Source organism: Larkinella sp. C7 (assembly GCF_006149005.1).
Taxonomy (GTDB): Bacteria; Bacteroidota; Bacteroidia; order Cytophagales; family Spirosomataceae; genus Larkinella.
Genome location: NZ_VBSL01000181.1, coordinates 1 through 416 on the forward strand (window position 1 = coordinate 1; position 416 = coordinate 416).

At 42.1% G+C, this 416-nt stretch carries 2 protein-coding genes; both read left to right on the plus strand.

What is annotated here, in order from left to right; translation table 11 throughout:
- On the plus strand, window positions 1–195 hold a 195-nt coding region (locus tag FH871_RS35005), incomplete at its 5' end, for a hypothetical protein (protein ID WP_212768402.1).
- On the plus strand, window positions 189–416 hold a 228-nt coding region (locus FH871_RS35010), incomplete at its 3' end, for a hypothetical protein (protein ID WP_212768404.1). The genes FH871_RS35005 and FH871_RS35010, both read left to right, overlap by 7 nt.

Below are 416 nucleotides of genomic sequence, written 5' to 3' on the forward strand. Positions count from 1 at the left end.
AAAAACAATTTAGTCACTTCCGAATCTAAGGGTTATCATAGTGACGAACAGGGCAATTGGTATTACGCTGATGGCAATGGGAATAAGTTAACCGGGGCTCAGATCATTGATTCTGTCAAGGTCTACTTTGATGAGAACGGCATCCAAGTCAATCTGATGGCCATTATTATGACAAAGATAGCGGGGCTATGTTGACTAAACGTTATGTCGAAGTGGCCGGCAATTGGTACTATGTTGATGGCAATGGAAATAAGTTGATCGGTGCTCAAACGGTTGATTCTGTCAAGGTCTACTTTGATGAGAATGGTGTCCAAGTCAAGGGTGCCTTTGCACCAGCCAAAGAAAGTATTTTTTCACCAGATAGACATTACTATGATAAAGATAGTGGTGCCTTGGTGACGAATCGTTACGTTGAG